This window comes from Meridianimarinicoccus zhengii (genome assembly GCF_003254465.1).
Taxonomy (GTDB): domain Bacteria; phylum Pseudomonadota; class Alphaproteobacteria; order Rhodobacterales; family Rhodobacteraceae; genus Meridianimarinicoccus; species Meridianimarinicoccus zhengii.
Window position 1 is genome coordinate 46,947 of record NZ_QDFI01000008.1, and the last position, 26,030, is coordinate 72,976.

The following is a 26,030-nucleotide window of genomic DNA, read 5'->3' on the forward strand; positions in this document are numbered from 1 at the left end:
ATGGGACGCGAGCGCATCGTCAATGCCGCGCTGGCGGTGCTGCTGCTTGGCGTGCCGCTCTGGGCGCATTGGGCGGGGGAGCCGTTCACCATCACGCTGGCCACCCGCGCGGCGATCCTTGCGCTGGCAGGGGTCGGGCTGAACCTCGCGCTCGGGACCGGTGGCCTTGTCAGCCTCGGTCACGCGGTGTTCTTCGGGCTTGGCGGGTATGCCATGGGTATCCTCGCCCATCATGCGCAGACCTTCACGCCGCTGCCGTTGTGGGATCTGCCGGGGACGAAATCCATGCCGGTGATCTGGCTGGTGGCCATCACGGGCGGGGCGCTGATGGCCGCTCTGATCGGGGCACTGTCGCTGCGATCGTCGGGCGTCTATTTCATCATGCTGACGCTCGCCTTCGGGCAGATGTGTTTCTATTTCGCCGTCTCCTCGCCAACCTATGGCGGGGAGGACGGGCTGTCGATCTGGGTGCGCAACGGGTTTCCGGGGCTGAACACGCTGGACCCCTTGCAGTTCTTCCTGCTCGCCTATGCCGTGCTGATGGCGGTGATCTGGGCCATGGCCCGGATCAAGGCGTCGCCCTTCGGGCTGGCGCTGGCCGCCGCACGGCAAAGCCCTGCACGGCTGGACGCGGTAGGCGCGCGGCCGTTCCGGCTGCGGCTCGTGGCGTTCGTGATCTCGGGTGCCGTCACGGCGCTGGCGGGGGCGCTGTTCGCCGATCTCAACCGCTTCGTCAGCCCGTCGATGCTGAGCTGGCAGACCAGCGGCGAACTGATCGTGATCGTCGTGCTGGGCGGCGTTGCGCGGCTTTACGGGCCTGTGGCGGGCGCGATCCTGCTGGTGACGCTGGAACACTACCTTGGCGGGATCAGCGAATACTGGCAGATCGCGCTCGGGGCCGCGCTGCTGGCGGTGGTGCTGTTCGCACGCGGCGGGCTGATCGGGGCGCTGGCGGGGCGCCCGGTGGCCCATGACTGAACCCGGAGCGATCCTCGAAGTCACGGGTTTGCGCAAGCGGTTCGGCGCCTTGCAGGCGACCGACGATGTCAGCCTCGATCTGCATGCGGGCGAGATCCACGCGCTTATCGGGCCCAACGGCGCGGGCAAGTCCACGCTGATCGGCCAGATCTCGGGCGCGCTGCGGCCCGATGCGGGGCGCGTGGCGATTGCCGGGCAGGATGTAACGGCGATGGATACCGCCGGTCGCGCGCGGCTTGGACTGGCGCGGACCTTCCAGATCTCGGCGTTGGCGATGGATATGACGGTGCTGCAGAATGTCGTGCTGGGCGTGGCCGGGGCGCAGCGCGGGCTGTGGCGGTTCTGGCGCCCGGCCTTGCGCGATCCGGCGCTTCTGGCACCCGCGCGTGCGGCGCTGGCCCGCACTGGCCTGACCGGCGAGGCGGCGACGCAGGTCGCGGCGCTGTCGCACGGCCAACGGCGGAGGCTGGAACTGGCCATGGCGCTGGTGCTGCGCCCGCGTCTGTTCGTGATGGACGAACCGCTGGCCGGGCTTGGCACGGATGGCAGCGCTGCACTGACCCGGACACTGGACACCCTGCGCGTCGAGGCGCCGATCCTGCTGGTCGAACACGACATGGACGCGGTGTTCCGGCTGGCCGACCGGATCAGCGTGCTGGTCGAGGGCCGGATCGTCGCCACCGGCCCGCCCGACGCGATCCGCGGCGACCGCGACGTGCGCCGTGCATATCTGGGGGAGGACGGACCGTGACCGCGCCGCTGCTGGATCTGCGCGGCGTGACCGCGCTTTATGGCGCGTCCCAGGCGCTGTTCGGTGTCGACCTGCGCGTCGATGCCGGGGGCGTGACCGCGCTCATGGGGCGCAACGGGATGGGCAAGACCACGACCATCCGCACGATCTGCGGGCTGCTGCCCAACCGCGCGGGGGAAATATTCCTCGACGGGCACGAAGTGTCGGGTCTGGCACCCCACCGGATCGCGCGGATGGGCGTGGGGCTGGTGCCTGAGGGGCGGCGCTGCTTCGCGCCGCTCACCGTGCGCGAGAACCTGATCGCCGCCGCCCGGCCCGGCCCGTGGGACATGACCCGCGTGACCGGCCTGTTCCCGCGGCTCGGCGAACGGATGGGACAGCGCGCGGGCACTCTCTCTGGGGGCGAGCAGCAGATGCTGGCGATCGGGCGGGCGCTGATGACCAACCCGCGGCTGCTGATCCTCGACGAGGCGACCGAAGGGCTGGCGCCCACCGTGCGCGCGGAAATCTGGGCCGCCATCGCGGCGCTGCGCCGGGATGCTGGCCTGGGGATTCTGCTGGTGGACAAGAGCCTGAAGGAACTCGGGGGCGTGGCGGATCGCGGCGTGATCCTCGACAAGGGGCGCACGGTTTGGGCGGGGTCCATGAGCACGCTCGATGCTGCGCTTGCGGCCCGCTGGCTGGGGGTCTGACCGACCGGCAAAAAGCCGCTTGGACGTTTGAACATCCTGCGCGAACGCTTATTGTCGTGGGAGCAGGATAACAGGAGCACGACATGGACATCTTCGCACCGGCACGCGTGGCCGCGGCGCCGCTTGCAGCCACGCTGACGCTTTGCTCGGCCATGGTGCTTTGGGCGCAGCAGGCGCAGGACTGGATTCCGGCCGAAATCACCCTGCCGACCGACATGGAGATCACCGTGGACCGCGCGATCGGGTCGTCGACGCGGATCTTCGCGTTCGTTACCGGCGAAGATGTGGGCGCCCTGATGGAGTCGTGGAACATTGCGCTGACGGAGGCGGGGTATAATATCGCGCCCGGACCCGACGAAGTCACGAACCCGCAGATCGAGTTCTCGGGCCCGGGCATAGGGAATGCGAAGATCGCCGTGCAGCCCACTGCCGATACGGACCGCAGCCTTGTGCAGTTCGACGCATCGCTGAACTGACCGGGCGGCCCGCGATCAATACGCGTCGCGGGCGACGAGCAGGCGGATCGGCGTCAGCGCCAGGATCATGATGTCACGGTGCAGGGTCCAGCCTTCGATATAGTCGATATCGAGGGCCACGCGCCGCGCCATCTTGTCGAGCGTATCGGTCTCGCCGCGGGCGTTGTTGATCTGCGCCCAGCCGGTCAGGCCCGGTTTCACGGCATAGCGCCGCGCGTAATTGGCGATCTGCGGCGCGTAATGCGCGTCATGGGCGGTTGCATGGGGGCGGGGGCCGACCAGTGCCATGTCGCCGCGCAGCACGTTCCACAATTGCGGCAGTTCATCGATGGAGGTGCGGCGCAGCCAATGGCCTACGCGCGTGACCCGCGCGTCGTTGCGCGTCGCCTGTGCCAGCCCGGCACCGACGGTCATCGAGCGGAACTTGAGGATCTGGAACACGCGCCCGTTCTGTCCCGTGCGCGCCTGCCGGAACAGGACAGGGCCACGGCTGTCCAGCCGGATCGCAACCGCCACGACGACCAGCAACGGCGCCAGCATGACCAGCGCCAGTGCGGCGAGCATGCGATCCATTGCCGATTTCGCGGCAAGCTGGATGCGGCGGGTCTGAGCGGCAGCGCGGATGGGGTGGGTGGTGGTCGTCATGGCATGTCATCCCTGTTTCGGAACCTGCCGTGACATTAACCTTGACGCTCTGTTTTCTCACCCTCTGCAAGGGTTTAGTAGGGGGCACCTCGGTATGGTGCAGCCCTTCTTAAGGATAGGCGGGCTATCCGGACGGCGGTGGCGCCTTTGCGTCAACCGCCTGAATCCTGCCGGTGTGCATAGCCCGACCCCGGCCTTGTGCCGGGACCGGGGGCAGCCGATGGCGGATGCGTCAGACCATGATCCGGCGCGGATCGGCGATCAGCGCAGCGTAACGGGTGCAGAACCGTGCGGCATCGGCGCCGTTGATGACGCGGTGGTCATAGGTCAGGTCCAGCGGCACCATGGGGACCGGCGCCCATGTCTCGCCATCCCAGACCGGCACGGTTTCGGTCCGTGTCAGCCCGAGTATCGCCAGTTCCGGCGGATTCACGATGGGGGTGAAGGCGCTGCCGCCCAACCCCCCGAGGTTCGAGATGGTCATGGATGCGCCGCCCATCTCGTCGCCCCGGATCTTGCGGGTCTGAGCGCGCCCCGCAAGGTCCGTGATCTCGGCGGCGATGGTCCACAGGCCCTTGCGGTCGGCATCGCGGATCACCGGCACCATCAGCCCGTGCGGGCTGTCCACGGCGATCCCGACATGCACGTAGTCCTTCAGCGTCAGGCTCGTGCCGTCCGGCGACAGCGACGCGTTGAAGCGCGGGAAATCCCGCAGGCAGCGCGCCAGCGCCTTGACGTGGAATGCCAGGGCCGTCAGCTTCACTCCCCGTTCCGCGGCCTCCGCCTTCAGCCGCGCCCGGGCGGCTTCCACCCCGCGCATGTCGGCGCGGTCGTGGTGGGTGACGCTGGGGATCAGCCCGTGCGCCGCCGACAGGTTCGCCGCGGTGACCTGTGCCAGTCGCGGCATGTCTTCCTCCGCCACCGGGCCATGGGCCGCGTGATCCACCGCCCAGTAGCGTGACGGGTCCGGCCCTGACGGTGCCGCGGCCCCGGCGGTTTCGCCGCGCAGGTGCCGGTCCACGTCCTCGCGCGCGATGGCGCTGCGGCCCGTGGCCTTGGCCACCGTGTCGATATCCACGCCCTGCCGCGCGGCATGGGCGCGGGTCGCCGGGCTTGCCGTGATCTCCATGTCGTTCCCCTTACCAGTCGGCCGAGATGTATTGCGCTTCCATGAATTCGAGCATGCCTTCATGCCCGCCCTCGCGCCCGAGCCCGGATTGCTTGACCCCGCCGAAGGGCGCCGCCGGGTCGGACACGAGCCCGCGGTTGAGCCCGACCATCCCGTATTCCAGCCGCTCGCAGACCTGCATCGCGCGCTTCATGTTCTGGCTGAAGACATAGGCCACCAGCCCGTATTCCGTGTCGTTGGCGCGGCGGATCACGTCCTCCTGGTCGGTGAAGGACTGGATCGCGGCGACGGGGCCGAAGATCTCGTCATGCATGCATTCGGCGTCTTCGGACACATTGGTCATCACGGTGGGCGGGTAGAAGAACCCCGGCCCGTTCGGCAACTGCCCGCCCAGGTGCAGCTTCGCGCCCTTCGTGACCGCGTCCTCGACGAAATGGGCCACCTTGTCGCGCGTGTCGGCATTGACCAGCGCGCCCACGTCCACGGACGGATCGGTACCGTCGCCCATCTTGAGTGCCGCCATGCGGGCGGTGAACTTCTCGGTAAATGCGTCATGCACCGCGTCGTGGATGTAGAAGCGGTTGGCCGCGGTGCAGGCGGAGCCGAGGTTGCGCATCTTGGCCAGCATCGCGCCGTCCACGGCTGTGTCCAGGTCCGCGTCCTCGAACACGATGAGCGGCGCGTTGCCGCCCAGTTCCATCGCCGGTTTCAGCACCTGGTCGGCGGCGCCTTTCAGCAGCTTGCGTCCGACCGCGGTCGAGCCGGTAAAGCTGATGACCCGCACGCGCGGGTCATGCATCATGTGATCGACGATCTTGCCTGCGCTGGTGGTCGGCAGAACGTTCACCAGCCCCTTGGGCACCCCGGCTTCTTCCAGCAGCGGCATCAGCGCCAGCATGGTCAGCGGCGTTTCCGCGGCGGGCTTGATGATGACGGGGCAGCCTGCGGCCAGCGCCGGGGCGATCTTGCGGGTGCCCATGGCGGCCGGGTAGTTCCACGGCGTGACCAGCACGGCGATGCCTGCGGGCTTGTGCTGCACGACGATGCGCGCGCCCGACGCCGGGGCGTGCGTGATCATCCCGTCGGCGCGCACGGCCTCTTCGGAAAACCAGCGGAAGAATTCGGCGGCATAGGCGGCCTCGCCCCGTGCATCATTGCCTGCCTTGCCGTTTTCGAGCGTGATGAGATGGGCGAAATGATCCAGCCGCGCGGTCATGAGTTCCCACGCCTTGCGCAGCACCTCGGCCCGTTCACGCGGCTTGCGGCCCGCCCAGTCGGCAAAGGCCGCCTGCGCTGCGTCAAGGGCGGCGTCGGCATCGGCGATCTCGGCCGACGCGACCGAGGCGATGGGCTGCTCCGTCGCCGGGTTGATGACGTCGAACCGCGCGCCGGATGCGCCGGGGCGCCAGGTGCCGTCGATATAGAGGTCGGTATGGTCCATGATCGGTCCTGTCGGTCAGAGAATGTGGCGCAGCGGGTCCGCCAGCCGCGCGGCGATGGCATCGATCATCGCAATGGCCTGCGCCGGGGGCAACTGCCCTTCGAGCGTGAGGCAAAGCCGGTCGCCTTCGGTTGTCAGGATGAGCACTGGAACGGCTTCGGCCCCCAGTGCCACGCTGCGGATCGCGGTGCGGCGCATGTCGCGCAACACCAGCGCCGGGGAAGTGTCGGCGGGTTCCAGCGTACCCATGGGCTGGCCGGGCTGCGGGGCGAACACGGTCGCGTCCGCGCCGGGCCGTTCCACCGCAACCGCGCCCGCCGTGCCGGCCGCCCCGTGCAGGGCTGCGGCAGCGAAGCTCGCCAGGGCCGCATCGGTGCCAACGCCGTCCTCTGCCAGCCACGCCGCGAAGGCCGCGAAATCGGCGGCAGGCACATCGGCGGTCACGCGCTGTGCCGTCGCGCCCTTTGCAGCGGCCGGCGCGGCGGAAGGGATGTCCGCGGGCAGGGCGCGCAGCGTGTCGAGATCCGCCACGTGGAACGGCTGTGCAATGCCCTGGGCCACCAGCCGCGCCAGATCGAGCCCTTCCTGCGCCGCGATGTAGCGCGCCTTGGGCGAGGCGAGGATCCGGTCGCCCGCCGCTGGGGCGGGGGCGGGTTGGGGCGCCGCGGTTGGTGTCTTGGCGGGTGCCGGTTCCGGGGCGTCCTGCGCCGGGGCGTCGTCCTTGGCAGCTGGCGCGGCAACGGGGGCAGGGGCGTCGGCGCGGGTGCGCTGCACGGGCGTATCGGGCTTTTCGGCGGAGATGATCGCGATCACTTCGCCGACCGGCACGTCTTCGCCCTCGGCAGCGAGCACGGCGGCAAGGTAGCCGTCATGGCCTGCGGGCACCTCCATGGTGGACTTGTCCGTCTCGACCTCCAGCAGCACGTCGTCCGCGCCGACCTTGTCGCCGGGCTTGACCGACCAGCCCACGATCAGCGCGCTGTCCTGCGCCATGCCGAGCGCGGGCATGATGATCTGGCGGCCCTCTGGCAGCGACGCACAGTCGCCATCCGTCGCCCCGGTGCCCCGGCCTTGCGCCGGGGTCTCCCGTGGTGCGTTCCCGGAGCCTTCAGGCGTCTCGGAAATCAGCGCCACGACATTGCCCACGGGCACGGCCTCGCCCTCGGTCGCCTGAAGGTCGGTCAGGTACCCGTCATGGGCGGCTTCGACCTCCATCGTGGCCTTGTCGGTCTCCACTTCCATGAGCGCGTCGCCGGCCTTGACCGGGTCGCCCGGCGATTTCAGCCACGCCACCAGCACGCCGCTGTCCTGGGCCATGCCGAGCGCGGGCATGATGACCTCATGCGGCATGGAACAACTCCCCCCGCACGGCGGCGCGGGCGCGGTCGGCCACGCCTTCGGGTGTCGGCACGGTCAGGTCTTCGAGCGCGGGCGAGAACGGCACGGGCACGTCCATGGCGCCCATCCGCAGCACCGGCGCATCCAGATGGTAGAACGCCTTCTCGGTGATCCGCGAGGCGATCTCGCCGGTGATGCCATAGCTCTGGTGGCCTTCGTCGATGACGATGGCGCGGGATGTCTTGCGCACGGAGTTGAGGATCGTTTCCTCGTCCAGCGGCACGATGGTGCGCGGGTCGATCACCTCGGCCGAGATACCGTCCTTGGCCAGCAGGTCCGCGGCCTTTTCCGCCACCTGCACCATGGACGAGGTGGCGATCAGCGTGATGTCCGTGCCTTCGCGCTTGATGTTGGCCTTGCCGAAGGTGATCAGGAATTCCTCTTCCGGCACCGGGGCCTTGTCCTGGTACATCAGCTTGTCTTCGAAGATCACCACCGGGTTGTTGTCCCGGATCGCGGTCTTCATCAGGCCCTTGGCTTCGTAGGCCGAGGACGGCATTGCCACCTTCAGCCCCGGGATATGCGCCACCAGCGCATGCAGGGATTGCGAGTGCTGCGCCGCCGAGCGCCGGGTGGCGCCAAGGTTCGTGCGCAGCACCATCGGCACGTTCAGTTTGCCGCCGGACATGTAGCAGGCTTTCGCGGCCTGGTTGCACAACTGGTCCATCACCAGGAAAATGAAATCCCCGAACATCAGGTCCACGATGGGCCGCGATCCGGTCAGGGCCGCGCCGACGGCCATGCCGACGAAACCCGGCTCGGAAATGGGGGTGTCGATGACGCGTTCGGTGCCGAATTCGTCCACAAGCCCCGCCAGCACCTTGAACGGCGTTCCGGCCTCGGCCACATCCTCGCCGATCAGGAAGACGTTCGGGTCGCGGCGCATTTCCTCCGCGATGGCTTCGTTGACGGCCTTGGAAAGTGTGATCTCGCGCATGTCTGTCTCTCCTCAGGCGGCGGGCTGGCCGCGCAGGGCGGCGTTGAGTTCGGGGCTGTCCACATAGACATGCATGTCCACCTCGTTCTCGGGCGGATAGGCGGCGGCCTCGGCATAGGCGACAGCGGCTTCGGCGTCGGCCTTCACCTCGGCCCCGATGGCGGCCAGATCGTCCTCCGAGGCGACGCCCTGTTCTGTCAGCCACTTGCCGAAGTTCAGGATCGGGTCGCGGGTGGATTTCCACTCCGTCTCCTCGTCCTTGGCGCGATAGTATTCGCGGTTGATGTCACCGACATGGTGCCCGTGATAGCGGTAGGTGGCGAGTTCGATGAAGAACGGCCCTTCTCCCTTGCGGGCCCGTGCCACCAGCTTTTGGGTCAGTTCGTTGACCGCCAGCACATCCTGCCCGTCGACCTTGTGCGCTTCGATCCCGAAGGCTTCCGCGCGCGCGGTCAGCGACCCCGCGGCGATCTCGGCGGTCTTCGTGTATTCGGAATAGCCGTTGTTCTCGCAGGCATAGATGACCGGCAGCTTCCACAGTGCGGCCATGTTCATGACCTCGTACCACAGGCCCTGCGCGGTGGCGCCGTCACCGAAGAAGCAGACCGTCACCTCGTCCGTGCCGCGCAGCTTCGCGGACAGCGCGGCCCCGGTGGCGATGCCCATGGACCCGCCGACGATGGCGTTGGCGCCCAGGTTGCCGTGGCTCTGGTCGGCGATGTGCATCGATCCGCCCTTGCCCCGGCAATAGCCCTCGGCCTTGCCCAACAGCTCGCAGAACATCGCCTTGAATTCCGCGCCCTTGGCGACACAGTGCCCGTGACCGCGATGGGTCGATGTGATCTTGTCGTCGTCGGTCAGGGCTTCGCAGATGCCGACCGCGACGGCCTCCTGCCCGGAATACATATGGGTCAGGCCGGGCATCTTCGCGGACAGGTAGAGCTGGTTGGCCTGGTCCTCGAAGGCGCGGATGCGCACCATCTGGCGATACATCCGCAAGTAGTCTTCGGCATTGCCCTTGGGCTTAGCGCCCGTCTTGGCTGCGGCTTTGGCGGCCATGGTGTCCTCCCGATGGGGGCCTGACCCCCGTGCATCTTCTGTCCGGAAAATATACCCGCCGGAGGCATGGCCCCCGGCTGGGCGTGTTCAGTAGCGGTTGGCGATCGGCAGATCTTCGGCGGGAAAGAGGCTGATCACCTCGCACCCGGTCTCGGTCACCACGACTTCTTCCTCGATCCGTGCGGCCGAGTAGCCGTCGGTCGCCGGGCAATAGGTTTCCAGCGCGAAGACCATGCCGGTCTTGATCTCCATCGGGTGATCGAGGCTGACCGCGCGGGAGATGATCGGACGCTCGTGCAGGGCAAGGCCCAGCCCGTGACCGAACTGCAATCCGAAGGCCGCGTCCTCGTTCGGGAAGCCAAGGCTTTCGGCGGTCGGCCAGACCTCGGCCACCTTGTCCGTGGTCACGCCCGGCTTGATCATCGCGATGGATGCGTCGATCCATTCCCGCGCCTTGACGTAGGCATCATTCTGCGAGGGCGTCGCCCGTCCGACGTTGAAGGTGCGATAATAGCAGGTCCGGTAGCCCTGGTAGGACTGCAGGATGTCGAAGAAACACTGGTCGCCCGGCCGGATCAGTCGGTCGGTGAAGTTGTGCGGATGCGGGTTGCACCGCTCGCCCGAGATCGCGTTGATCGCCTCGACATCGTCCGAACCCATCTCGTAGAGCAGCTTGTTCGACAGCGCCACGATGTCGTTCTCGCGCACGCCCGGCTTCAGCTCCTCGTAGATCATGTGGTAGACGCCATCGACCATCGCGGCCGCCTGCGTCAGAAGCTGGATTTCGTCCCAGTTCTTGATCTCGCGCGCCGCCAGCATGATCTGCTGGCCATCGACGACCTTGATGCCCTCTTCCTGCAGCGCATGGAACATCGCGGTCTCGGCATAGTCCACACCCACCGGCATGTCGCCCATGCCTGCATCCTTGATCAGTTGCGCGATCATCTTGGCGTATTTGCGCATCAGGCCGAATTCGGGCGGGATGGTGCCGCGCATGCCGACGACGCCCGCAAGACAATGGTCGGGCTCCAGCCAGTCGGAATACTTCTGGTGATGCACCGCCGCGCTGCCGAAGTCCCAGACATACGGGGAATCGTCGCCGGTCAGCAGGCAGAAGCGGCACATCTTGTCCCGTTCCCATTCCCCGATCTTGGTGGCGGACACGTACCGGATGTTGTTCACGTCGAAGAGCAGCAGCGATCCGGCGTTCGAGGCCTGCAGGGATTGCCGCGTGCGCGCGAGACGGTAACGGCGCAGGCGATCATGATCGATGCGGCGTTCGAAATCCACCGACATGTGGCCGGGTGATGGCAGCTTCGCTTCCCATTGCCAGTTGGGTTTGAGATCCTGCGGCGTCAGCAGGTTCGGCATCAGGGCACGTGACATGTGTGTTTCCTCCGGGGGCGGCCCGGTCGGGCCGCCGTTTTCATGGGTGATGTGTCTTGAACAGGTCGGGGCCGCTACTGGATGCACCAGCCGCCGTCGATATGGATCATCTGGCCGGTCATGTAGTCGCTGTCGGAGCTGCACAGGAACGCGGCGGTGCCCATCACGTCCTTGGGATAGGACACGCGCTTGATGTGCAGCTCGTTGTTCACGATGTCCTCGTAGGCTTGGCCTTCGCGTTCCTTGAACCCGATGTCGATCAGGTCCTTGTCGAGCTGTTCCCACAGCGGCGTCACCACGACGCCCGGCGCGTAGCCGTTCACGGTGATGCCGTGTTCCGCCAGCGCGATGGCGCCGCAATGGGTCAGCGCCAGACAGCCGTATTTCGAGGTGCAATAGACCGTCACGTCGATCAGCGGCTTGCGCGACGCGATCGAGCCCACGCAGATCAGCTTGTAGGGGTAGTCCTGCTTGCCCTGCTTGATCATCTGCTTGGCCACCGTCTGCATGCCAAGCCACATGCCCTTGGTGTTCACGTTCATGATCATGTCCCAGTTGTCTTCATCGATATCCATGAAGAACCGGGGCTTGTTCAGGCCTGCGTTGAACAGGCCGACATTGATCGACCCGAACGCCTCGACGCAGGCGGCGACGGCGGCCTCGTTGTCCTCGCGGCTGGTCACGTTCATCTTGACGGCGACGGCCTTGCCGTTTCCGGCCGCGTTGATCTTGTCGGCGAGCTGTTGCGCAAGATCGAGATCGAGATCGCCGAGGCAGACGTTCGCGCCCTGCGCGGCAAAATGTTCGGCATTGCATGCCCCCATGCCCTGCGCGCCGCCGGTGATGAGAATGTTCTTGCCCTTGAGGCGTTCGGTATCCATGGGTTCCTCCCTGTCGGTCTTCCGTGGTCTCTGGTGTCAGTCGTCGGTGCGCCCGAGCGCCCGTTCGGCGCGGGCCTGGGCACGTTGCAAGGCGGCGCGCGGCGGGCGCAGGCCGCGCAGCATGTCGTGCAGCTCCTCGCCGCAGATCGCGATGATGTCCGAGATCTTCGGGATCGGCGGCCGCGGCCAGAATTGCAGTTCGTCGCGCCAGGACATGGCGTCCACTGCTTCGAAGACGGGCGACAGGCGCCGCACGTCCGGGTCTGCGCCCACGGAATAGCGCGGCGCCGTGCGCGAGCCGTTCTGGGCGTAGAGCTTCTGCGCCTCGGGGGAGGTGAAGGCCACGAGCGCTTCGGCCGCCGCGGCCTGCCGGTCCGGCGCGAGGTTCGCCGGGATGCCCAGCACGTAGCCGCCCACGGGCGCGATGGGCACGCCCTGCGGCCCTGCGGGGTGGGGCAGGTAGCCCGTGTTGCCATGGGCGGGGCTTTTCGGGTCCAGCTCGAAATACGGCGCCAGCAGCGTGTAGCCGTAAGCCATCGCCACGCGCCCCGCCGCATAGGGGCGGATGCGTTCGTACCATGACATCGACAGGATGTTGGGCGGCGAGTAATCCATCAGCGCCAGCAGGTATTCGGCGGCCTCCAGCGCGCGGTCGGTGTCGATCAGGATCTCGGCGTCGCCGCGATGAAGCGCGGAGGCATCGAACCCGCCCGCGATACGCGGCATGGACACGATGGGCTGGCCGAAATCGGCGCAGGTCATGATGAAGGTATGCCCCAGCGCCGTGCCGCGCGCGGCGTTCCACGCGATGCCGTGGAAATCGCGGCCCGGACGGTGCAGGGCGCGGGCGCAATCCAGCAGGTCGCGCGTGCTGCGCGGCGGGGTCAGCCCGGCCTCGGCGAAGATGTCGGTGCGGTAGAACAGCAGCTCTGGCGTCGTCTGCGACGGCACGCCATAGGGCCGCCCGCCCCAATGCGCACCCTGCCAGCCCGCGGTGTGAAAATCGCCGGGATCGAGCCGGTTGACGTCGAGCAGCGTGTCGAGCGGCGCGAGGATCCCTTTTTCGGCGAATTCGCCGATCCAGGGCAGGTCCACCGCGATGATGTCGTAGCGCGAGGTGCGGCGCGCGGCGTTGCGCAGCGCTTCGTCCCGCAGCCGGTCGATGGAAAAGGCGCGCTGGTGGATGTCGGTGCCCAGCATCTGTTCGAACTGGCGCTTGAGATCCTTCATCACCATGAAGGTCGGATCGCCATGCACCAGACCACGCAGCCCCCCCGGCAGGGCCAGCGGTTCGGGCAGCACCTGCGGCGGCTGGATCGCCTGCGCCTCCATGTAGCTGCCGCCGAAGTAGTATTCGGAAAGGCTGTCGCCGCCATTTCCGAACCTTTCGAGGCTTAGCCGCCGGACCCGATCCGCGAGCCGGTCGAACTGGTCGAGCATGTCCGCCGAGGGATGCAGCGAGAAGGTCTTGCCTGACCGGGTGCGCGGGCGCTGTTCGATCAGCCCGGCGTCGAGCATGTCGCGCAGCTTGCGCATGCCGGTCGCGTAGGGCACCCCGGAGGCCGCCACGAGCGACGACCCGGTCACGAGCCGCCCTTGGATGTGGTGCTTGACGAGGTGATTGGCCATGTTGAGATAGGGGTTCGCCACGGACAGGTCGAACGCGGTGTCGATTTCCAGACGCAACTGGTCAAGATACTCGGTCAGCTCCAGCAGGACATCGGGGCGTGCCCGCCCGGCCGGGACTGGACGAGCGGTCCTGGGCCTGCCGGGATCGGGCAGTACCTGCGGTATGTCGAGCGTGTCTTTCAAACTGGACCTTCTTGTCCCGGCGGGCTGCGATCTGTCCGGAATGGATGTTCGGGGCATGGCTTTGCACCTCGTGTGCGATCAATGCTTGATTTGCAGGCTGCAGGGCACCGTCTATATGTCCATAATGGATACAGAAGTATCCAAAGTGAACTTTTTCGCGGTGCCGGAAAAATCGGCAATCGCGGATGGTCAAGTCGTCGCGGTGGGCGGATTCGCAAGATATCCGTTCCGGGCAAACGCCACGCGAAACCAATGATCCTCGGGAGGACGACCGACATGACCACGACGCTGAAGGCCCTTGTGGCCGGGACGACCGCGATGGCAGCCACCTGCGCCCTGGCGCTGGCTGCACAGGCGCAGGAATACAAGATCGGCATCACGCAGAACAACGTGGGTGTCGACAGCTACCAGACGACCTATGAGCAGGCGTTCATCGCCGCCGCCGAGGCGAACGAGAATGTCGAGGCCGTGGTGCTGGATGCGGGCGGCGATGTGGCCCGCCAGATCGCGCAGATCCAGGATCTGATCCAGCAGCAGGTGGATGCGATCATCATCTGGCCGACCAACGGGCAGGCCGTCGTCCCCGCCGTGCGGCAGGCGAAGAACGCGGGCATCCCGGTGATCGTGACCAATTCGAACATCGCCGAAGAAGGGTTCGATTTCATCGCGTCCTTCTCGGGGCCGAACAACATCCAGCAGGGTGCCAGCTCGGCCGAGCTGATGTGCGAGGCGCTGGATGGTGAAGGCAACATCGTGCAGATCAGCGGCCAGCCCGGCTACACGACCGCGATCGAACGCCAGCAGGGGTTCGAGGACCGCCTGGCCGAAGCCTGCCCCGGTGTCACGATCATGGAAACCCAGCCCGGCGACTGGAACCGCGAGAAGTCGCAGCGCGTGATGGAAGCGTTCCTCGTCAAGTATGACAACATCGATGGTGTCTATGCGGGTGACGACAACATGGGCGTCGGCGCGCTGAACGCCGCCAAGGCCGCGGGCCGCGAGGGCATCGCGTTCATCGGCGCCACCAACTTCTCGGTCGGCTACGAGGCGATGGAGCGGGGCGAGTACTATGGCTCGATCTACCAGTCGCCGGTGGACGATGCCGAGGCCGCGCTGCAGACGGCGATCGACATCCTGGACGGCAAGGACGTGCCCTTCCTCAACTACTTCGAGACGCCGAAGATCACGCAGGACAACATGGGCGAGTTCACCAAGCCGGTGTTCTGATCCCGAACGGCTGACAGCGGGGCGCGGCGGTGCGGAAACGCCGCCGCGCCCTTTGTGGCACGTGCAAGGCAAGTGCTGCGGAACGGCGCGCGGGGAGCGCGTGACACCGAAGCGGCGCGCGGTGCGCGCAGGCGGGCAGGACCGGAACCGGGGGGAGGAGTGACGCCATGGCGTCGGCACGATTGAAGGGCATCGGAAGCTTACTGGCGCGGCAGGGGATTCTCATCGCCTTCGCGCTGTTCCTGCTGGGGTTCGCGGCGTTCTCGGACAGTTTCAGCGATGCCGACAACCTGATGCAGGTGGTGCGCCAGTCGGCCATCATCGGGGTTATCGCCATCGGCGTGACGGTGGTCGTCATCAGCGGCAATCTCGACCTTTCGGTGGGGTCTATGCTGTCCTTCGCCACGGTGATGGTGGTGGACCTGCACGACAAGATCGGCCCGGTCCCCGCCATCGCGGTCATGCTGGTGGCCGTGCTGGTGCTGGGATGCATCAACGGGTTTCTCGTAGGGGTGCTGAAGCTCAACTCGCTGATCGTCACGCTAGGGATGCTTTCGGCCATCCAGGGTCTGACGCTGATCTATTCCGGCGGGCAGAACGTGGATATCGCGGACCAGGAGGCGACGTGGTTTTCCCTGATCGGGCGGGGTTCGTTCCTCGGGATCGCGCTGCCCATCTGGATATTCGGAACCCTCGCCATCTTCATGCATGTCGTCATGTCCACCACCGCCTTCGGGCGGCGCGTCTATGCGGTGGGCGGCAATCCCACGGCGTCGGTCTTTTCCGGTATCCGGCGCACCCATGTCGTGTTCGCCGCCTACATGATTTCCGCGCTTTGCGTGGGCATTGCGGCGTTGATCCTTGGCAGCCGCGTGGGCGGGTCGCAGAACAACGTGGGGCAGGGCTATGAATTGCAGGTGCTTGCCGGTGTGATCCTGGGCGGCACGTCGCTTCTGGGCGGGTCGGGCACGATCCTGAAGACGGTGATCGGGGTTCTGATCCTCGGCTTCATCCAGAACGGGCTGCTGCTGCTGGGCTTCGCCTATTACGTGCAGTGGCTGGTGACCTGGGTGGTCATCATCCTGGCTGTCTGGCTCGACATCGCGGCCAAGCGCGGCCGGCTTCTTTCCCCCATCGCCTGAGGACGCATCACCATGGCCACACTCAAGCAGAACGCGGCGTTGCGCTGGCTGACGGAGAACCCGATCTGGGGCTTCGTCGTGCTGATCTTCGTCTTCTTCAGCCTGTCGAACGAGTTCTTCTTCGACATGAACAATTTCCAGAACATCCTCGTGCAGACGTCCACTATCGGGCTGATCGCGCTTGGCATGACGCTGGTGATGATCAACGGCAATATCGACCTGAGCGTGGGCGCGGTCGTGGCGCTGGCCGCGTCGCTCATGGTGGACATACAAAGCTGGGACGCGTTTTCCGGCTGGGGCAACTGGCAGATGCTGCCCGCGCTGATCGCGGCGCTCGGGGTCGGCACGGCGCTGGGGGCGCTCAACGGGATCATCGTGTGGAAGACCGGCGTCGATGCCTTCATCGTCACGCTGGGTGCCATGCTGGGCGTGCGGGGGCTGGTGTTCGTCTACACCAAGGAGCAGTCTTTCTTCGCCATGAACTTCACCTTTTCCGACCTGGGCATGTCCACGGTCGGGCCGGTGCCGTCGCTTGCGGTGCTGTTCCTGATCGCGACGGTTCTTGTGCATATCCTTCTGTCCCGCACGGTCCATGGGCGCAATACCTATGCCGTGGGCGGCAACCGCGAGGCGGCGGTGAACGCCGGGATCCGCGTCGGGCCGCACATGGTCGTCAATTTCATGATCGTGGGATTCATGGCGGCGCTGGCGGGGGTCACGCTGTCGTCGCAGATGGGGGCGGCGACCCCGAACCTGGGCCGCGACTATGAATTGTGGGTCATCACCGCGGTCGTGCTGGGCGGCACAAAGCTGACCGGCGGGGCGGGCAGCATCATCGGCACATTCGGCGGAGTGCTCGCCATCGGCATCCTGCGCAACGGGATGAACCTGATGCAGGTGCCCGCGTTCTACGTGCTCGTGATCCTCGGCTCGATCCTGATCGCGGTGCTGATCCTCGACAAGCAACTGACGCGCAAGGGCGTGGAGGCGCTGAAAACATGACCGAACACAGCGAAACCCCGGCCCTGCGGCTGGAAGGCATCGTCAAGACATTCCCCGGGGTGCGCGCGCTTGACGGAGTGGATCTGGAGGTCCGCGCGGGCGAGGTTCACGCGCTTCTGGGCGAGAACGGCGCGGGCAAGTCCACGCTGATGAAGGTTCTGGCCGGCATGCATCAGCCCAACGAGGGGCGCATCATCCTCGAAGGGCGCGAGGTCCGCATGGCCAACCCGATGGACGCCAAGGCGCAGGGCGTCGTGCTGATCCACCAGGAACTGAGCCTGTGCGACGGGCTGAGCGTGGCCGAGAACGTCTATCTGGGCGAGCTGCCCCATACCAAGTGGGGCTTCGTGGACTGGTCCACGCTGCACGCCCGGACCGACGAGATCCTGAAGAAACTGAACTGCAATTTCGACGCGCGCACGCGGGTGTCGGACCTGTCCATCGCGCGCCAGCAGATGGTGGAGATTGCCCGCGCGCTGACGGTCGATGCCAAGGTGGTCGTGTTCGACGAACCGACCGCGTCACTGACCGACGCCGAAAAGGTCGTGCTGTTCGACGTGATCAAGGATCTGCGCGCGCGGGGCGTGGGCATCGTCTATATCTCGCACCGGATGGACGAGATCTTTTCGCTGTCCGACCGGCTGTCGGTACTGCGCGACGGCAGCTATCGCGGCACCAAGGTCACCGCCGAGACCGACGAGGACGAGGTGACGCGCATGATGATCGGGCGCAGCCTGACCCATGAGAAGAACACCGACACGGTGGAACCGGGCGCCGTGGCGCTGGAGGTCCGGGGCCTGTCCTGCGGCAAGCTGTTCCGCGATGTCAGCTTCGAGGTCCGGCGGGGCGAGGTCGTGGGGTTCTACGGGCTCGTGGGTGCGGGGCGCACGGAGATCGCCGAAACGCTGTTCGGCCTGCGCACGCCCACGGCCGGAACCATCCTGCTCGATGGCGAAGAGGTGCGGATCAGCGGTCCGCTCGACGCGATCTCGCGGGGGATTTCGCTGGTGCCAGAGAGCCGTAAGGAACAGGGGCTCGTGCTCGGCATGTCGTGCCGGGACAACATGACCCTGCCGCAGATAGGCGACCTGACCACGGGGCCGTTCGTGTCCAACGGGGCGGAGATCGCGATCTATGACCAGTACCGCGACCGGCTCGACATTCGGTCGCCGTCGTGGCGGCAGGCGGTGGGCAACCTGTCGGGCGGCAACCAGCAGAAGATCGTGATCGGCAAGTGGCTGGCGATGAAACCGCAGGTATTGATCGTGGACGAACCCACGCGCGGGATCGACGTGGGCGCCAAGGGCGAGATCCACAAGCTGATCCGGACCCTTGCATCACAGGGTTATGCGGTCATCGTCATCAGTTCGGAAATGCCCGAGGTGCTGCATGTGTCCGACCGCGTGATCGCCATGTATAGCGGCGAGGTGATCCGCAGCTTCGGCGTGGGCGAGGTCACCGAGGACAGCCTTGTGCAGGCGATCTCCGGTATCCGGCCGGACCGGGCCGCGTAATGCGGGTCGGCTTCGCCGGGCTGGGCCGGATGGGCGCGCATATGGCCGCCAATCTCGTGGCGGCCGGGCACGGGGTGAAGGTCTGGAACCGCTCGCCGCTGGCGGCGGCGCAGTTCGCGGCCCGCACGGGTGTCGCCGTGGCTGAGACCCCGCGCGATCTGGCGGCGGGGGCAGAGGTCGTCGTGACCATGCTGGCCGACGACGCGGCATCGGACGCTGTGCATCGCGGGCCGGACGGGCTGTTCGCCGCCGGGGGGCCGCGTGTGCTGCTGGAGATGGGCACGATGAGCCCCGGCCATATCCGCGCGCTGGCCGCCGACGCGCCGGTGGGCATGGAGGTGATCGACGGGCCCGTGTCGGGCGCTACGCAGGCGGCGGCGGAGGCGACGCTGCTGATTCTGCTGGGCGCTGACGGCGCGATGGCCGAACGGCTCGCCCCGGTGCTTGACGCGATGGGGCGGCAGACCATTCCGCTGGGGTCGGTGGGTGCGGGGTCGGTGATGAAACTGGCGATCAACGCGATGATCCATTCCATGAACCAGTCCGTGTCCGAGGCGCTGGTGCTGGCGGAGGCCGCGGGCATCGCCCCGGTCGCGGCCTATGACGCGATCGAGGCATCGGCGGCTGCGGCGCCCATGCTGCGCTATCGGCGCGATCTCTATCTCGACGAGGCGGGGCAGGACGTGAGCTTCACGCTCGACCTGGCGGCGAAGGACATGCGCGTGACCTGCGCTCTGGCGGAGGAATATGGCCTGTCGCTTCCGCAGGCCGCGCTGAATCTCGCCCGGCTGGACGCAGCGCGCGCCGACGGGTTCGGTGCCCGCGACATGGCGTCCCTGCTGGGCCATCTTCGAAAGGAAAACACATGAAGGCCGTTCTGTTTGCCGGGGGCTGGGAAGGTCACGACCCCAGCGCATTCGCCGACTGGTGCCGCGACCTGCTGGAGCGCGAAGGCTTCGACGTGACGGTGCACGACACGCTGGGGCCACTGGCAGACCCGGACAGCATGGCCGACACCGACCTGATCGTGCCGATCTGGTCGTCGGCCCGGTCGGGGCACCGGGAGGAGTTCGGCAACATGACCAAGCCGCAGGAAGACGGTCTTCTGAAGCTGGTGGGCAACGGCTGCGGCCTGGCGGGCTGGCACGGGCACATGGGCGACGCGTTCCGCGACAGGCCGACCTATCATTTCCTGATCGGGGGGCAGTTCGTGGCCCACCCGCCGGGCTGGCCCGACAATCTGCAACCGCGCGAGGATTACATTGACTACGACGTGACGATCACGCGGCCCGCAGACCCGATCGTCGCGGGGATCAAGAGCTTTCGGCTGCGGTCCGAGCAGTATTTCATGCTGACCGATGCCAGCAACGAGGTGCTGGCCACGACGACCTTCAGCGGCGACCACCTCTGGTGGATCGAGGGCACCGTCATTCCGGTCGTGTGGAAACGCCGCTGGGACAAGGGGCGGGTGTTCTACTGTTCCATCGGGCACGAGCTGGCCGACCTGAAGGTGCCGCAGGTCACCGAGATCCTGCGCCGCGGGATGCGGTGGGCTGCCGAGGGCAGCGCCGCCGCGACGGGCCGCGACGAGGCGGCCTGAGGCGCAGCGCGGGCCGGATCGGGCAGGATCGCCCGCCCATCCCGGTTCGTTGTGTCGGAGGTCGCGGTTCGGTCGGAAAAAAGGGGCGGGTGCATCGCTGCAACCGCCCCATTCTTCTGTCCGGTCCGATCACCAGGTCGGGCGGTCGAATTCCGTCACGTTGTCGGGCGTCACCTTCGGCGTTTCGATGCCCTGCAGGTCGGGCACGTCGATACCGTTGGCGACCTTGACAGCCGTCTGGATCGCGAGGATCGCGTCGTCTATGGGCGATTGCTTGTTCGACCCGCTGTGCCAGCCCGCCTGCATCGCATCCCAGCCTTCGCCGAACTGGTTGCAGGTCACGACCTTCACCTCGCCCGGTTCCTTGCCCGCGCCCTGAAGCGCCGAGATCACGCCCAGCCCCATGCCGTCGTCGAAGGCATAGACCCCGTCGATATCGTCGCCGTAACGGGTCAGGAAGGTTTCCATCACGGTCTGGGCCTTTTCGCGGTTCCATTCCGCCGTCTGGCTGTCGAGGATCGTGACCCCCGGATAGCCGTCCGCGATCTTGTCGAGAAAGCAGTTCTTGCGCAGGATCGACACGCTGTAGCCCGGCGTGCCCTCGACCACCACGATATTGCCGGACCCGTCCAGCGAGTCGCCCAGCATTTCGGCGGCCTGTTCGGCCTGCGCGCAGTCGTCGGGGCCGGTATGACCTTCGATGTAGCGCCGCCCGGCTTCGCCGATGGGCGAATTCGAGGTCACCACCGGGATGCCCGACCGCGATGCGGCCCTGATCGCCGGGATCAGCGCGTTCTGCGAGGTCGGCCAGACCACGATGGCATCCATGTTCTGGGACACCATGTCCTGGATCTGGTTGAACTGGGTCGCCGGGTCGCCCTGCGGGTCCATCACGGTCGCGTCGAGCCCAAGCTCGGCCGAATAGGCTTCGGCGGTTTCGGCATATTTCGCCTGATAGGCGTTGGAGCCGGGATAGAGCACGGTGATCCCGATCCGGGTTTCCGACAGCGGCTTCTGCAGCGGTCCGCCCAGCCAGTCCGGCGCATCCTGCGCCGCGGCAGCCGTGCCCAGTGCCATCAGCGCGCAGGCCAGCGTCGCCATCGGCGTTATTGGTCGTGTCATGTGAGTATCCTCCCGTTTTCTGGCGGTGTCCCGGCCGTTCGTGCCGGGTTCGCCACCTGTGTCCCATCATTCCGCTGCGGCACGGGGGAACAACGGCGATGATGTCCAGATCTGATTTTCGGGCAACCCGCCTGCTCGCGCGGCGGGGGTCGGTCCGTTCGGTGGCCCTTTGCGACCGGATCGCGGCGCGTTCGTCCATTCTGGATGCAATGCGGCTCGCACCCGGGCACGGACCCCCGTTAGCGTGGCGAAGGGGAGGACACGACATGACGATTGACTGGCAACAGGCGTTGCGGCGGCACGGGCTGATCGCGGCCTTCGGGCTGTTTCTCGCCGCGGTCGCGGTCGGGGCAGAGGGGTTCCTGACGCTCGGCAACATCCTCGACGTGCTCCGTCAGGTGTCGATTACCGGGACCATCGCGCTTGGCGTGACCTTCGTGGTGGTGACCGGGCGGCTCGACCTGTCGGTCGGATCCATGCTGACGCTGCTGACCGTGATCGTCGTGGACCAGCACAACGCGGTGGGACCCTTCGGCGCGATCGCGCTGACGCTGCTCGCGGGGCTGGGGATCGGCGCGGTGAACGGTGTGCTTGTGGGGCTGTTCCGGCTCAACGCGCTGATCGTGACGCTGGCGATGCTGTCACTGCTGCAAGGCGTGACGCTCTGGTATTCCGGCGGGTCCAACGTGAACGTCGCGGGGGCGGGCGAGACATGGTTCGCCGTCTTTGGGCGTGGCAGCCTGCTGGGCGTGCCGGTGCCGGTGCTGATTTTCCTCGGCGGGGCCGTCGTGGCGAGTTTCTTTCTCAAGCGCACGACGTTCGGGCGGGCGGTCCACGCGGTCGGCGGCAACGAGACCGCGAGCCGATTTTCCGGCATCGCCACCGCGCGCACGGTCGCCGCGGCCTATGTCGTGTCGGGGCTGGCCACGGCCATCGCCGCGATCATCATGGGCAGCCGGGTGATGGGCGCGCAGAACACCATCGGGCAGGGCTATGAATTGACGGTGCTGGCGGGGATCATCCTGGGCGGCACGTCGCTGATGGGCGGTTCGGGCAGTATCTGGCGCACGGTCATCGGCATCACCATGCTCGGGTTCATCCAGAACGGATTGCTGCTGCTGGGCTTCGAATACTATGTGCAATGGCTTGTCAGTTGGGTCGTCATCATCGCGGCGGTCTGGCTCGATCTCGCGGCCAAGCGCGGGCGGGTGCTGGCATGACCGCGCTGACATCCCGCATGCGCGGCACCACGGCGGACTGGCTGCTGCGCAACCATATCTGGCTGTTCCTCGCGCTGGCCGTGGCGGTGTTTTCCATGGCGAGCCCGTATTTCCTGACGGTGAACAACCTCGGCAACGTGCTGACGCAGGCGGCGTTCATCGGCATCCTCGCGGTGGGCATGACCATGGTCATGATCAACGGCGAGATTGACCTGTCCGTGGGTGCGACCCTCGCGCTTGCCTCGGCCCTCGCGATCGGGCTGCAACCGGCCATCGGTGTCTGGCCCGCCGTCTTTGTGGGCTTTCTGTCGGGTGTGGCGCTTGGCGCGCTGAACGGCACGCTGGTGGCGCTGTCGGGGATGCATTCCTTCATCGTCACGCTGGGTGGGCTGATCGGCATCCGCGGGCTGGTGTTCGTCTACACGGGCGAAGAGGCGCTGATGGTCGAGGATTTCGCCTATACCGACATCCCCGAGGTCTATCTCGGGCCGCTTTCGCTGACGGCGATGATCTTCCTCGCGCTCGCGGCGCTGTTCCAGTGGGTGCTGACAAGCACCCGGCATGGGCGCGAAACCTACGCCGTGGGCGACAACATCGCCGCCGCCCATGACGCTGGCATCCGCATTAAGCGGCACAAGATCATCAATTTCACCATCTGCGGCGCGCTCGCGGCCATCGCGGGGATCCTGCTGTCCATGCGGCTCGGTACTGCCGAACCCAACGCGGGCCGGATATGGGAGCTGTGGACGATCATCGCCGTGGTGCTTGGCGGCACGCGGCTGGCGGGCGGCTATGGCAGCATGTGGATGACCGTCGGTGGTATCCTGACGCTGGCCGTGCTGCGCAACGGACTGCGGCTGCTGAACACTCCGAATTACGTGGAACTGATGGTGATGGGATCGGTGCTGATCCTTGCCCTCGGGCTGGATCGCGTGCTCGCCGCGCGCAAGGGGGCCGCATGACCGACGTGATCCTGTCCGTTGCGGGCATCACCAAGACATTCCCCGGCGTGCGCGCGCTCGCCGATGTCAGCTTCGACGTGCGCGCGGGCGAGGTCCACGCGCTGATGGGCGAGAACGGCGCGGGCAAGTCCACCCTGATGAAGGTGCTCGCGGGGCTCTACAAGCCGGACGCGGGAACGATCACCCTGCGTGACGAACCCGTCACGATCACCTCGCCGCTCGTGGCGCGGGAAAAGGGCATCCTGCTGATACACCAGGAACTGTCGCTCTCGCCCGAACTGTCGGTGGCCGAGAACATCTATCTTGGCGCGTGGCCCACCAACGCGCTGGGGATGCTGAACAAGCGCAAGCTGCGTGCCGATGCGAAGGCGGCGCTTGACGCGCTGGGATGCGATTTCGGCCCCGATGTGCGGGTCGGCACGCTATCCATCGCGCGCCAGCAGATGGTGGAGATCGCCCGCGCGCAGGCGTTCAACGCCGACGTGGTGATCTTCGATGAACCGACCGCATCGCTGACGGATGGGGAGCGGCGGCAATTGTTCGCCACGATCGCGCGGCTGAAATCCGCCGGGGTCGGGATCGTCTATATCAGCCACAAGATGGACGAGATCTTCGAGATCACGGACCGCATCACCGTGCTGCGCGACGGGCAGGTGCAGGGCACCCGCATCACCGCCGACACCGATCTGGCGGGCATCACGCGCATGATGATCGGGCGGGATCTGGCCAGCTATTTCCATCGCGCGCGCGAAGATTTCCGCGACGAGGTGCTGCGGGTGGAGGGGCTGACCCATGCAAGTCTGTTCTCGGGCGTGGACCTGTCGGTGCGCGCGGGCGAGGTTCTGGGGCTTTACGGGCTTGTCGGCGCGGGGCGCTCGGAACTGGTGGAAACGATCTTCGGTCTGCGCCATGCCGATGCCGGGCGGCTGATCTGGAAGGGGCAGGAGATCCCGTTCCCGACACCCCGGCAGGCCGTGGACCTTGGCATGGCGCTGGTGCCGGAATCGCGCAAGGAACAGGGGCTTGTGCTGGGCATGGGCGGGCGTGAGAACGTCACGCTGCCGCATCTCGCGATGTTCTCAAGCGCGGGTGTCATGGACCGGGGGCGGGAGCGCGAGGTGTTCGACACATACCGCGATATTCTCGACATCAAGACGACCGGGCCGGAACAGCCCGTGGAAAAGCTGTCGGGGGGCAACCAGCAGAAATTCGTGCTCGCCAAGTGGCTGTGTGCCGCGCCATCGCTCATCATCCTCGATGAACCCACGCGCGGGATCGACGTGGGGTCGAAATCGGCCATTCACGAACTGATCGCGAAACTGGCCGAGGATGGGCTGGCGGTGATCGTCATCAGCTCGGAAATGCCCGAGGTGCTGGGCGTCAGCCACCGCATCCTGACCATGACCGAAGGCCGCATCAGCGGCAGCTTCACCGGCGACGGGATGACCGAACAGGCCCTTATCGACGCCGTATCGCAACCGGCCAATCGCGCCGTTCAGGAGGACATCGCATGACCAGCAAACCCGAAATCGGCATCGGCCTTGTCGGGGCCGGGTTCATGGGGCGCTGCCACGCCAACGCGTTCCGCAGCGTCGGCGGGCTGTTCGACGTGCCGATCCTGCCGCGCGCCGAGATGCTGGCGGACGTGTCCGAGGACGCTGCGCGCCGCAATGCCGCCGCGCTCGGGTTCGCGCGGCACACGTCGGACTGGCGCGATCTCGTGGCCGATCCGGGCGTGGGGATCGTGGCCGTCACGGCCCCCAACGTGCTGCACGAACCCATCGTGCTGGCCGCCGTGGACGCGGGCAAGGCCGTCTATTGCGAAAAGCCGCTGTCGGTCACGGCGCAATCGGCCCGGCGCATGATGGATGCGGCCGAGGGCGCGGGCGTCACGACGCTCGTGGGGTTCAACTTCCTGCGCAACCCGATGATCCGGCTGGCGCGCGACATGATCGCGGGCGGCGAGATCGGGCGCATCACCGGCTTTCGCGGGCGGCACGCGGAAAACTACATGGCCGATCCGGCGGCACCCCATTCGTTCCGCACCGACCCGCAGGGCGGGGGCGCGCTCGCGGATATCGGCAGCCATATCATTTCGCTCGCCCGGTTCCTGCTCGGGCCGATCACCGAGGTGAGCGCCGATTGCCAGACCCTGCATCCCATGCGTCCGGTCCGGGCTGGCGAGACCGAGACCGCGCCGGTGGAGGTGGATGACATGACCCATGCGCTGGTGCGCTTCGACAGCGGCGCGGCAGGCAGCCTGGAGGCGAACTGGGCCGCCACGGGCCGCACGATGGAATTGTCCTTCGAGATCTCGGGCGAGAAAGGCGCGATTGCCTTCACGCAGGAGCGGATGAACGAACTGCATGTGTGGTCCGGTGTGCCGGGGCGGCAGGGCTTCACCAAGATCGAGGCAGGACCCGCGCATCCGCCCTATGGCGCGTTCTGCCCGGCCCCCGGTCACGGGCTGGGGTTCAACGACCTGAAGGTGATCGAGGTCGCGGAACTGCTGAATGCGGTGGGCGGCGGCCCCGCCGTCTTCCCCGATTTCCGTGAGGCCGTCGCGGTGCAGGAAACCGTGGAGGCCATGCAGCGGTCGTCGGCAGAGCGGTCCTGGATGCGGGTCGACCTGCCCTGACACGGCCGCGGCTGGCCC

General features: G+C 66.8%; 24 protein-coding genes. 14 read left to right on the forward strand and 10 right to left on the reverse strand.

Annotated elements, in window-relative coordinates:
* The 4 genes from DDE13_RS04195 (at position 1) to DDE13_RS04210 (ending at position 2,897) form a co-directional block, all read left to right on the forward strand.
* Positions 1-978 (forward strand): branched-chain amino acid ABC transporter permease, encoded by a 978-nt coding sequence (locus DDE13_RS04195; RefSeq protein ID WP_111401773.1) that lies wholly within the window; start codon positions 1-3, stop codon positions 976-978.
* Positions 971-1,729 carry an ABC transporter ATP-binding protein gene (locus DDE13_RS04200; RefSeq protein WP_111401775.1) on the forward strand — a complete coding sequence of 253 codons (759 nt, stop codon included), beginning with the start codon at positions 971-973 and terminating at the stop codon, positions 1,727-1,729. Before DDE13_RS04195 ends, DDE13_RS04200 begins: the two co-directional genes overlap by 8 nt.
* Positions 1,726-2,421, forward strand: coding sequence for an ABC transporter ATP-binding protein (locus tag DDE13_RS04205; protein WP_111401777.1), 696 nt, complete (start codon positions 1,726-1,728; stop codon positions 2,419-2,421). Before DDE13_RS04200 ends, DDE13_RS04205 begins: the two co-directional genes overlap by 4 nt.
* An 83-nt stretch (positions 2,422-2,504) precedes the next feature.
* Positions 2,505-2,897, forward strand: coding sequence for a hypothetical protein (locus DDE13_RS04210; RefSeq protein ID WP_111401779.1), 393 nt, complete (start codon positions 2,505-2,507; stop codon positions 2,895-2,897).
* 15 nt (positions 2,898-2,912) lie between these two features.
* On the opposite strand, the gene DDE13_RS04215 is transcribed toward DDE13_RS04210, so the two are convergent.
* The 9 genes from DDE13_RS04215 to DDE13_RS04255 form a co-directional block, all read right to left on the reverse strand.
* Positions 2,913-3,542 (reverse strand): exopolysaccharide biosynthesis polyprenyl glycosylphosphotransferase, encoded by a 630-nt coding sequence (locus tag DDE13_RS04215; protein ID WP_111401781.1) that lies wholly within the window; start codon positions 3,540-3,542, stop codon positions 2,913-2,915.
* A gap of 232 nt (positions 3,543-3,774) precedes the next feature.
* Complete coding sequence (locus tag DDE13_RS04220) at positions 3,775-4,671, reverse strand: 2-oxo acid dehydrogenase subunit E2 (protein WP_235868578.1); 897 nt, start codon at positions 4,669-4,671, stop codon at positions 3,775-3,777.
* Between the two features lie 10 nt (positions 4,672-4,681).
* A complete protein-coding gene (locus DDE13_RS04225; protein ID WP_111401785.1) occupies positions 4,682-6,112 on the reverse strand; it encodes an NAD-dependent succinate-semialdehyde dehydrogenase in 1,431 nt (476 codons plus the stop codon).
* 15 nt (positions 6,113-6,127) lie between these two features.
* On the reverse strand, positions 6,128-7,462 hold the full coding sequence (locus DDE13_RS04230) for a biotin/lipoyl-containing protein (RefSeq protein ID WP_111401787.1): 1,335 nt from the start codon (positions 7,460-7,462) through the stop codon (positions 6,128-6,130).
* Positions 7,452-8,447, reverse strand: coding sequence for an alpha-ketoacid dehydrogenase subunit beta (locus DDE13_RS04235; RefSeq protein WP_111401789.1), 996 nt, complete (start codon positions 8,445-8,447; stop codon positions 7,452-7,454). The genes DDE13_RS04230 and DDE13_RS04235 overlap by 11 nt, the downstream gene beginning before the upstream one ends.
* A gap of 12 nt (positions 8,448-8,459) precedes the next feature.
* Positions 8,460-9,506 (reverse strand): thiamine pyrophosphate-dependent dehydrogenase E1 component subunit alpha, encoded by a 1,047-nt coding sequence (locus DDE13_RS04240; protein ID WP_111401791.1) that lies wholly within the window; start codon positions 9,504-9,506, stop codon positions 8,460-8,462.
* An 87-nt stretch (positions 9,507-9,593) separates the two neighbouring features.
* A complete protein-coding gene (locus DDE13_RS04245; protein ID WP_111401793.1) occupies positions 9,594-10,892 on the reverse strand; it encodes a M24 family metallopeptidase in 1,299 nt (432 codons plus the stop codon).
* A 74-nt stretch (positions 10,893-10,966) separates the two neighbouring features.
* Positions 10,967-11,773, reverse strand: coding sequence for an SDR family NAD(P)-dependent oxidoreductase (locus tag DDE13_RS04250; RefSeq protein ID WP_111401795.1), 807 nt, complete (start codon positions 11,771-11,773; stop codon positions 10,967-10,969).
* Positions 11,774-11,809: 36 nt separating this feature from the next.
* Complete coding sequence (locus tag DDE13_RS04255) at positions 11,810-13,642, reverse strand: ABC transporter substrate-binding protein (protein WP_111401797.1); 1,833 nt, start codon at positions 13,640-13,642, stop codon at positions 11,810-11,812.
* Between the two features lie 219 nt (positions 13,643-13,861).
* Here DDE13_RS04255 and DDE13_RS04260 point away from each other — a divergent pair, with 219 nt between their 5' ends.
* From DDE13_RS04260 to DDE13_RS04285, 6 genes are all read left to right on the forward strand, one after another.
* Positions 13,862-14,812 (forward strand): sugar ABC transporter substrate-binding protein, encoded by a 951-nt coding sequence (locus DDE13_RS04260; protein ID WP_111401799.1) that lies wholly within the window; start codon positions 13,862-13,864, stop codon positions 14,810-14,812.
* Between the two features lie 167 nt (positions 14,813-14,979).
* The gene (locus tag DDE13_RS04265; RefSeq protein WP_111401800.1) at positions 14,980-15,954 is read left to right on the forward strand and encodes an ABC transporter permease; all 975 of its coding nucleotides are present in this window, start codon (positions 14,980-14,982) and stop codon (positions 15,952-15,954) included.
* A gap of 12 nt (positions 15,955-15,966) precedes the next feature.
* Positions 15,967-16,956 carry an ABC transporter permease gene (locus DDE13_RS04270; protein ID WP_111401802.1) on the forward strand — a complete coding sequence of 330 codons (990 nt, stop codon included), beginning with the start codon at positions 15,967-15,969 and terminating at the stop codon, positions 16,954-16,956.
* Complete coding sequence (locus tag DDE13_RS04275) at positions 16,953-18,470, forward strand: sugar ABC transporter ATP-binding protein (protein WP_111401804.1); 1,518 nt, start codon at positions 16,953-16,955, stop codon at positions 18,468-18,470. The genes DDE13_RS04270 and DDE13_RS04275 overlap by 4 nt, the downstream gene beginning before the upstream one ends.
* The gene (locus DDE13_RS04280) at positions 18,470-19,339 is read left to right on the forward strand and encodes an NAD(P)-dependent oxidoreductase (RefSeq protein WP_111401806.1); all 870 of its coding nucleotides are present in this window, start codon (positions 18,470-18,472) and stop codon (positions 19,337-19,339) included. Before DDE13_RS04275 ends, DDE13_RS04280 begins: the two co-directional genes overlap by 1 nt.
* A complete protein-coding gene (locus DDE13_RS04285; RefSeq protein ID WP_111401808.1) occupies positions 19,336-20,070 on the forward strand; it encodes a ThuA domain-containing protein in 735 nt (244 codons plus the stop codon). Before DDE13_RS04280 ends, DDE13_RS04285 begins: the two co-directional genes overlap by 4 nt.
* A gap of 129 nt (positions 20,071-20,199) precedes the next feature.
* On the opposite strand, the gene DDE13_RS04290 is transcribed toward DDE13_RS04285, so the two are convergent.
* Positions 20,200-21,192: a sugar ABC transporter substrate-binding protein gene (locus tag DDE13_RS04290; RefSeq protein WP_235868580.1), complete on the reverse strand. Its 993-nt coding sequence runs from the start codon at positions 21,190-21,192 to the stop codon at positions 20,200-20,202.
* A gap of 266 nt (positions 21,193-21,458) precedes the next feature.
* Here DDE13_RS04290 and DDE13_RS04295 point away from each other — a divergent pair, with 266 nt between their 5' ends.
* Genes DDE13_RS04295 through DDE13_RS04310 form a run of 4 tightly spaced genes read left to right on the forward strand, consistent with a single transcriptional unit; the run spans position 21,459 to position 26,012 of the window.
* Entirely contained in the window at positions 21,459-22,412 is a 954-nt protein-coding gene (locus DDE13_RS04295; protein ID WP_111401812.1) for an ABC transporter permease, read from the forward strand.
* Complete coding sequence (locus DDE13_RS04300) at positions 22,409-23,374, forward strand: ABC transporter permease (RefSeq protein WP_111401814.1); 966 nt, start codon at positions 22,409-22,411, stop codon at positions 23,372-23,374. Before DDE13_RS04295 ends, DDE13_RS04300 begins: the two co-directional genes overlap by 4 nt.
* Complete coding sequence (locus tag DDE13_RS04305; RefSeq protein WP_111401816.1) at positions 23,371-24,888, forward strand: sugar ABC transporter ATP-binding protein; 1,518 nt, start codon at positions 23,371-23,373, stop codon at positions 24,886-24,888. The genes DDE13_RS04300 and DDE13_RS04305 overlap by 4 nt, the downstream gene beginning before the upstream one ends.
* Positions 24,885-26,012, forward strand: coding sequence for a Gfo/Idh/MocA family protein (locus DDE13_RS04310; RefSeq protein ID WP_111401818.1), 1,128 nt, complete (start codon positions 24,885-24,887; stop codon positions 26,010-26,012). The genes DDE13_RS04305 and DDE13_RS04310 overlap by 4 nt, the downstream gene beginning before the upstream one ends.
* Positions 26,013-26,030 lie beyond the last annotated feature (18 nt).